The following is a 7060-nucleotide window of genomic DNA, read 5'->3' as shown; positions in this document are numbered from 1 at the left end:
ATATGAACCCTTTCTAATGTGAGTTTCGTCGCTTTTCATTATAGGTCATATGGGACCTTTTTCTATATTCAAAAAGGCTCCATAATTTCCACGGTGTTCTTACCCACTACAGAAATTATAGAGCCTTTTATTTTTGTTTTGAGGCATTTTGCCCTCATTATCAACTGTAGTGGGTGACTCATAACCAAGTACGAGAGTGAATCAAGTGGTCGTTTCTTTTTTATCTTCAAATCAAAAATTATTCTTGGTGTAAAGTGGTTACGGTTTATATGTCTGTTACTTAAATCATTTTGATAAGATATTGACAAGGCAAGGATAAGCCAATGCGCATGCGAGGGACAGATATTGCAAAGGGGATGGGAAAATTTTCATGCCTGTACTTTAATTTGCTTGCTTTTTTTATATCAGAAAACATGATATAATGGTAAGCATAAAGTTAGGAGAAGTTATGGTAAAACGAGATTTGATTACAAATACGATAATTGGTGTTCTTATTGTTGGAATAGTGATTTTATTGAGGGTTTTTGTGTTTTCTACTTATCAAGTAAAGTCATCAGATGAAAATTCTTATTTTAAAGAAAATGAGATTTTACTTGTTCATGCTAAACAGGAGCCTAAATATAAGGATTTTATCGTTTATGAAGTAAACCATCAGACTTATATTGGACGTGTTATTGCTAGTGAGGGGGAAAGTGTCACCTATATGGATGATATTTTTTACTTAAATAATTCTGTTGAGAGTCAGGCTTATATTGAGAAGTTAAAATCGGCATTTCTTTCAGATGCTTCAAATGAATCTCCCTATACTCAAGACTTTACCTTGGCTACCATTTCTAATCAACATGATTTGAGTGAGATTCCTAAAGGAAAATATCTGGTTTTAAATGATAATCGACGTAATTTAAAAGATAGCCGTCAATTTGGCTTGATTGATAAGAGTCAAATTAAAGGTGTTGTGACGTTTAAGTTATTCCCCTTAAGTCAATTTGGTTTTCTAGATGTAGAGTAGTTGTAGCTACTCTTTTTTTAATGCTAAATTGACTATACCAATTTTTATTGTTGACAAGTTTGTTTTATTGTTATATACTGACTTAAGTAGTTTGGGATAGTCTTTTTGACTATACCAATTTTAAATATGAATAGAGAGGCTAGTAACGATACTAGGTAAAATTTTATGTGTGGAATAGTTGGCGTTGTTGGAAATACCAATGCAACAGATATCTTAATTCAAGGATTAGAAAAGTTAGAATATCGAGGATATGATTCTGCAGGTGTATTTGTGGTATCTCAAGAAGAAAAAGGGAAATTGGTCAAATCTGTTGGTCGCATTGCAGAATTAAAAGCAAAATTGACAGATGGAGATCAAGGTACCGCAGGTATTGGTCATACGCGTTGGGCAACGCACGGGAAGCCAACGGAAGATAATGCGCATCCACATCAATCTGAGACAGGTCGTCTAGTGCTTGTTCATAATGGTGTGATAGAAAATTATGCTGAGATTAAAGAGACTTATCTTTCAAATCATCACTTTAAAGGTCAGACGGATACTGAAATTGCTGTTCATTTGGTTGGTAAATTTGTGGAAGAAGAGGGACTTTCGACTTTGGAAGCTTTTAGAAAAGCACTTCATGTCATTGAAGGTTCTTATGCTTTTGCATTAATTGATACTGAGGACTCAGAAACCATATATGTAGCTAAAAATAAATCACCACTTTTAATTGGCTTGGGTGACGGTTATAATATGGTTTGTTCAGATGCTATGGCCATGATTCGTGAAACAAGTGAATTTATGGAAATTCATGACAAGGAATTGGTTGTGGTGACCAAGGATCAGGTGTCTATCCAGACTTATGCTGGTGATAGTGTAGAGCGCACGTCATATACTGCAGAGTTAGACTTATCAGATATCGGTAAAGGGACCTACCCTTATTACATGTTAAAAGAAATTGACGAGCAGCCTACAGTAATGCGTAAATTAATTAGTGCTTATACTAATGAAGCTGGTCAAGTTACTATTGATAAAGATATTATTAAGGCTGTGCAAGATGCTGACCGTATCTATATTCTAGCTGCGGGGACTTCGTATCATGCTGGTTTTGCCTCTAAAGATTTTCTTGAAAAACTAACTGATACCCCTGTTGAATTAGGAATTGCTTCAGAATGGGGGTATAACATGCCTTTATTGAGTCAGAAGCCTTTATTTATTATGATTAGTCAGTCTGGAGAAACTGCAGATAGTCGTCAAGTACTGGTTAAAGCAAATGAGATGGGTATTCCAAGTTTAACGGTTACTAATGGTCCAGGTTCAACACTTTCTCGTGAGGCAACACACACGATGTTATTGCATGCAGGTCCAGAAATTGCAGTAGCTTCAACTAAAGCCTATACAGCACAAATTGCAACATTAGCCATTTTAGCAAAAGCAGTTGGAGATGCCAATGGAAATCCTTTGGCTGAGACGTTTGATTTAGTTCATGAGCTATCTTTAGTTGCACAATCTATTGAATCAAGTCTGTCTGAAAAAGAGTTGATTGAGAAAAAGGTATCCAGTCTTCTTTCAACCTCTCGCAATGCATTTTATATTGGACGTGGTAGTGATTATTACGTCTCTATGGAAGCAAGCTTGAAATTAAAAGAGATATCCTATATTCAATGTGAAGGCTTTGCGGCAGGAGAATTGAAACATGGAACAATCTCATTGATTGAAGATGGTGTTCCAGTTTTAGCTTTGATTTCAAATCATCCACATTTAGCAGCCCATACACGAGGGAATATCCAAGAAGTTGTTGCACGTGGAGCAAATGTTTTAACCATTGTAGATGAAAATATGGCTAAAGAAGGAGATGACATTACTGTAAGAAGTGTTCATCCGTTCTTATCAGCTATTGCAATGGTAGTCCCAACACAATTAATTGCTTATTATGCGACCCTTCAAAGAGGTCTTGATGTTGACAAACCACGTAACCTTGCCAAATCCGTTACAGTAGAGTAAAATAGTATAGAAAAAAATCAAAGGAGCTTGTATGTCTTTACCAAATTGTCCAAAATGTAACTCAGAGTATGTTTATGAAGATGGAACTTTATTAGTTTGTCCAGAATGTGCTTATGAATGGTCACCAAGTGAAGTATCAGAAGAAGAGGAAGGCTTAGTCGTTCTAGATGGCAACGGAACCCGTTTATCTGACGGTGACACTGTTACAGTTATTAAAGACCTTAAAGTTAAAGGTGCCCCTAAAGATATAAAACAAGGAACACGTGTTAAGAATATTCGCTTAGTAGAGGGTGACCATAACATTGATTGTAAAGTTGATGGTTTTGGTGCAATGAAATTAAAATCAGAGTTTGTAAAAAAACTATAGAAAGATTATAGCTAGGAACAATGTTCCTAGTTTTTTTATCTAATATTTATTGAGTGTTGGTACTTGAAAAAATTTATAGAGTTTGAAGAAATTAATAGTAAAGCCTGAAAAAGAACTGTATAAATGTTCATGTTTTTGGTATAATAATAGTAGTTATCGTTTTTTAGGAGTAACAATGTCTTATATATTTGAAGTTTTACCCAGTTTATTAGATGGGGCTCTTGTAACGTTACAAGTATTTTTTATCGTTATTATATTATCCATTCCATTAGGGGCAGCCTTGGCCTTTTTGATGCAGATAAAATTTAAGCCTCTACAATGGCTATTAACTGTCTATGTTTGGGTGATGCGAGGAACCCCTCTACTATTGCAATTAATTTTTTTCTACTATGTCCTCCCATCTGTTGGTGTGACCTTTGATCGTATGCCTGCAGCAATTTTAGCTTTTACCCTAAATTATGCAGCCTATTTTGCTGAAATTTTCCGTGGAGGAATTGAGGCTATTCCAAAAGGTCAATATGAGGCGGCAAAAGTATTGAAGTTTAATCAGCTCCAAACCATTCGCTATATTATCCTACCGCAGGTTATTAAAATTGTCCTACCAAGTGTATTTAATGAAATTATTAATCTTGTGAAAGATTCTTCCCTTGTCTATGTTTTGGGTGTTGGTGATCTTTTGTTAGCAAGTAAAACAGCAGCTAACCGTGATGCTACTCTAGCACCAATGTTTATTGCAGGTGGAATCTATCTCTTACTTATTGGAGTGTTGACAGTTGCCTCTAAACGTGTAGAGAAAAAATTTAATTATTATAAATAAGGTGATCTATGTTAGAATTAAAACAGATTTCCAAAAGCTTTGGAGATAAGAAAATTTTTGAGAACTTTAACTTGACCGTATCAGAAGGAAAAGTTTTAGCGATTGTTGGTCAATCTGGTGGAGGAAAGACCACTTTACTTCGAATGCTAGCTGGATTAGAGAGTATTGATTCAGGTGAGGTTGTTTATAAGGGAGAGTCTGTTCCAGTTGATCATTTAGAATCAAAAAATTTATTAGGATTTGTTTTTCAAGATTTTCAGTTGTTTCCACATTTAACAGTACTTGATAACTTGACCCTCTCGCCAATTAAAACGATGAATATTTCAAAGAGCGATGCTGAGAGTAAGGCTATGGATTTACTTGAGCGATTAGGTCTAGCTGATCATGCCAAAGCTTATCCACACTCTTTATCTGGTGGGCAAAAACAACGTGTTGCCTTGGCTAGAGCGATGATGATCGATCCCAAAATTATTGGTTATGATGAGCCAACGAGCGCTCTAGATCCTGAGTTAAGGCAGGAAGTGGAAAAGTTAATTTTACAAAACCGTAAGACAGGAATTACACAAATTGTGGTAACGCATGATATGCAATTTGCTGAAAATATTTCTGACGAGATTTTAAAAATTAATCCTAAATAAAATAAGTGAGGTTGTGAAGATGAAGAAGTTATTATTAGTTATGTTATCCGTGTTGACTGGCTTTGTTTTAGTTGCCTGTGGTAGTAAGTCAGATACTGCTGAGGACAAATGGTCAACTTATGAGAAAGAAAAAACCATCACGATTGGTTTTGATAATACCTTTGTTCCTATGGGATATAAGGATAAAGATGGAAAAAATGTTGGATTTGATATTGATTTAGCGACAGCTGTTTTTGAAGAATATGGTATCAAAGTAAAATGGCAGCCTATCAATTGGGATTTGAAAGAGACTGAATTAAATAATGGAAAAATTGATTTAATTTGGAATGGTTACTCTAAGACAAGTGAGCGAGAAGAGAAAGTCTTGTTTACCAATTCTTATATGAAAAATGAGCAAGTTTTAGTCACTAAGAAATCTTCAGGTATCACAACATTTGCTGGAATGAAGGATAAAGTCTTGGGAGCACAATCTGGTTCATCAGGTTATGATACTTTTACGGCGAATCCAGAAGTCTTGAAAGATATTGTAAAAGATAACGATGCTACTCAGTATGAGACATTCACACAAGCATTGATTGATTTAAAATCAGATCGTATTGATGGCTTATTGATCGATCGTGTGTATGCTAATTATTATCTTCAACAAGAAGGTGAGTTGGATCAGTACAATATTATTAAGAGTGAATTTGAGGGTGAAGATTTTGCTGTCGGAGCCCGTAAATCTGATAAAACATTAGTGGAAAATATTAATAAAGCCTTTAATAAGCTTTACCAATCAGGAAAATTCCAAGAAATTTCAAATAAATGGTTTGGTGAAGATGTGGCAACCGATGCTGTAAAGAACTAAAAAAATAAAGACATCAGATTTCACTTCTGATGTCTTTATTTTTTTATGAAAAGAGAGATATTTTAGTTATTCTTGATTTGACAGAGTTAAAGTAGTGATTTGATGAAAAAGAAGTTGCCAATTTTCGTGTCGGCGCCAAAGTGAGGTGTGTTTTTCACCGTTTAACGTATAGGTGATAAGTTTTGTTTTTTGACTAACTGATACCATTGAAAATTCACTAAAATCATTAGTCTGAGCTGTAAAAATTGTATCCAGTTGAGTTAGCTGGTAAGACTGTCCGTCATTAGCAATCCAAATGATATCTTTAGAAAGGAGTTCGGTATAATCTGGAATTTGAGAGAGGATAATTTTTTCATACTTATAAAGTTTATTGTAAATGTTTTCAAAAATTTCATCTTCGGGAATACTTGATGGTTCGACATGGATATCAATATCGTAAATATTAAATTTTTCTCGGAGTAAGTTTTCAACTTCTTCTGTAATTTCATGACTTTCATAAACTGAAAGATCAGGATTCATCTCTAAGACAAGATCGAGGTAAACATTGCTTCCATAAGTTCTTCCTCGCTGTGATTTAACACGAGAAATTTTTGGAATTTGGAGAATGGCTAATTCATATTCTTTTAGATGACTGTCATCAAATCCATCTGATAAACTAAAAGCAGAAGCTATAAAAATATCATAGGCAGTTTTTAGAATAAAAAAGGTGATGATAATAGCTACAATCTTATCAATAATAGGAAAATTAAGTGAACTTGCAATAATAGCAATAGAAGTTCCGATAGAAGTAACAGCATCAGATAGGTTGTCTTTAGCGGCAGCTAATAGCGCACCCGATTTTGCTTTATTAGCTAATTGTTTATTGTAAAGGTAAATCAGATACATAATGACAGCTGATATGATACCGACAATAGCCCCTATTGGGTCAATCTCGGTTTTGCTATTATTCACAATCATCTGGATAGTTTGAAGCAATACCTGAAATCCAACGACGAACATGATAAATGAAGTCAGGAGACTAGAGAGATCTTCGATTTTCCAATGACCAAAGCGATGATCTAAGTCTGCTGGACATCTAGCTAATCTGAGGCCTATCAATATCGCAATGTTTCCAATGATGTCAGAGACGTTATTGAATCCATCTGCAACCAGTGATGAGGAATGTAAAAAATAGCCGACAGTAAGCTTAGCTATAGATAGCATAACATAAGCAGTGATACTAATAATGGCACCGCGTTCTGCAAGTTTTAGATTGTCTGTTGGGTTATGACTCATGATAACTCCTTTTAATGTTATGGCAATACTTTATTATATCATTTTATAAATGGTATTTTAAATGATAAGATTTAAAAGAAATCTAGACGTGTAAAAAGGCATGTCTTAATCATAAGAATCATGC

7 protein-coding genes are annotated in these 7060 nt (G+C 34.7%); 6 read left to right on the top strand and 1 reads right to left on the bottom strand.

Annotated features, from left to right (window positions below; all coding sequences use genetic code 11):
• The first annotated feature begins 448 nt into the window (after positions 1–448).
• The 6 genes from lepB (at position 449) to ACVRWY_RS05965 (ending at position 5661) form a co-directional block, all read left to right on the top strand.
• The gene (lepB, locus tag ACVRWY_RS05990; RefSeq protein ID WP_354369075.1) at positions 449–1009 is read left to right on the top strand and encodes a signal peptidase I; all 561 of its coding nucleotides are present in this window, start codon (positions 449–451) and stop codon (positions 1007–1009) included.
• Positions 1010–1174: 165 nt separating this feature from the next.
• Complete coding sequence (gene glmS / locus ACVRWY_RS05985; protein WP_354369073.1) at positions 1175–2992, top strand: glutamine--fructose-6-phosphate transaminase (isomerizing); 1818 nt, start codon at positions 1175–1177, stop codon at positions 2990–2992.
• A 31-nt stretch (positions 2993–3023) separates the two neighbouring features.
• The gene (locus ACVRWY_RS05980) at positions 3024–3359 is read left to right on the top strand and encodes a zinc ribbon domain-containing protein YjdM (protein WP_354369071.1); all 336 of its coding nucleotides are present in this window, start codon (positions 3024–3026) and stop codon (positions 3357–3359) included.
• Between the two features lie 175 nt (positions 3360–3534).
• Entirely contained in the window at positions 3535–4176 is a 642-nt protein-coding gene (locus ACVRWY_RS05975) for an amino acid ABC transporter permease (protein WP_354369069.1), read from the top strand.
• Between the two features lie 8 nt (positions 4177–4184).
• Positions 4185–4814, top strand: coding sequence for an amino acid ABC transporter ATP-binding protein (locus ACVRWY_RS05970; protein ID WP_354369067.1), 630 nt, complete (start codon positions 4185–4187; stop codon positions 4812–4814).
• Between the two features lie 13 nt (positions 4815–4827).
• A complete protein-coding gene (locus ACVRWY_RS05965; RefSeq protein ID WP_354369065.1) occupies positions 4828–5661 on the top strand; it encodes a transporter substrate-binding domain-containing protein in 834 nt (277 codons plus the stop codon).
• 66 nt (positions 5662–5727) lie between these two features.
• Here ACVRWY_RS05965 and ACVRWY_RS05960 read toward each other — a convergent pair whose 3' ends face one another.
• Positions 5728–6936, bottom strand: coding sequence for a cation diffusion facilitator family transporter (locus ACVRWY_RS05960; protein WP_354369063.1), 1209 nt, complete (start codon positions 6934–6936; stop codon positions 5728–5730).
• Between the last annotated feature and the right edge of the window lie 124 nt (positions 6937–7060).

It is taken from the genome of Streptococcus porcorum, from assembly GCF_053203725.1.
Note: the sequence above shows the minus strand (reverse complement) of the source record. Positions and strands in the feature narration are given on the sequence as shown.

Bases quoted from the DNA above. Each gene is read 5' to 3' on its own strand.
- lepB (WP_354369075.1), top strand. From the start codon at position 449: ATGGTAAAACGAGATTTGATTACAAATACGATAATTGGTGTTCTTATT.
- glmS (WP_354369073.1), top strand. From the start codon at position 1,175: ATGTGTGGAATAGTTGGCGTTGTTGGAAATACCAATGCAACAGATATC.
- ACVRWY_RS05980 (WP_354369071.1), top strand. From the start codon at position 3,024: ATGTCTTTACCAAATTGTCCAAAATGTAACTCAGAGTATGTTTATGAA.
- ACVRWY_RS05975 (WP_354369069.1), top strand. From the start codon at position 3,535: ATGTCTTATATATTTGAAGTTTTACCCAGTTTATTAGATGGGGCTCTT.
- ACVRWY_RS05970 (WP_354369067.1), top strand. From the start codon at position 4,185: ATGTTAGAATTAAAACAGATTTCCAAAAGCTTTGGAGATAAGAAAATT.
- ACVRWY_RS05960 (WP_354369063.1), bottom strand. From the start codon at position 6,936: ATGAGTCATAACCCAACAGACAATCTAAAACTTGCAGAACGCGGTGCC.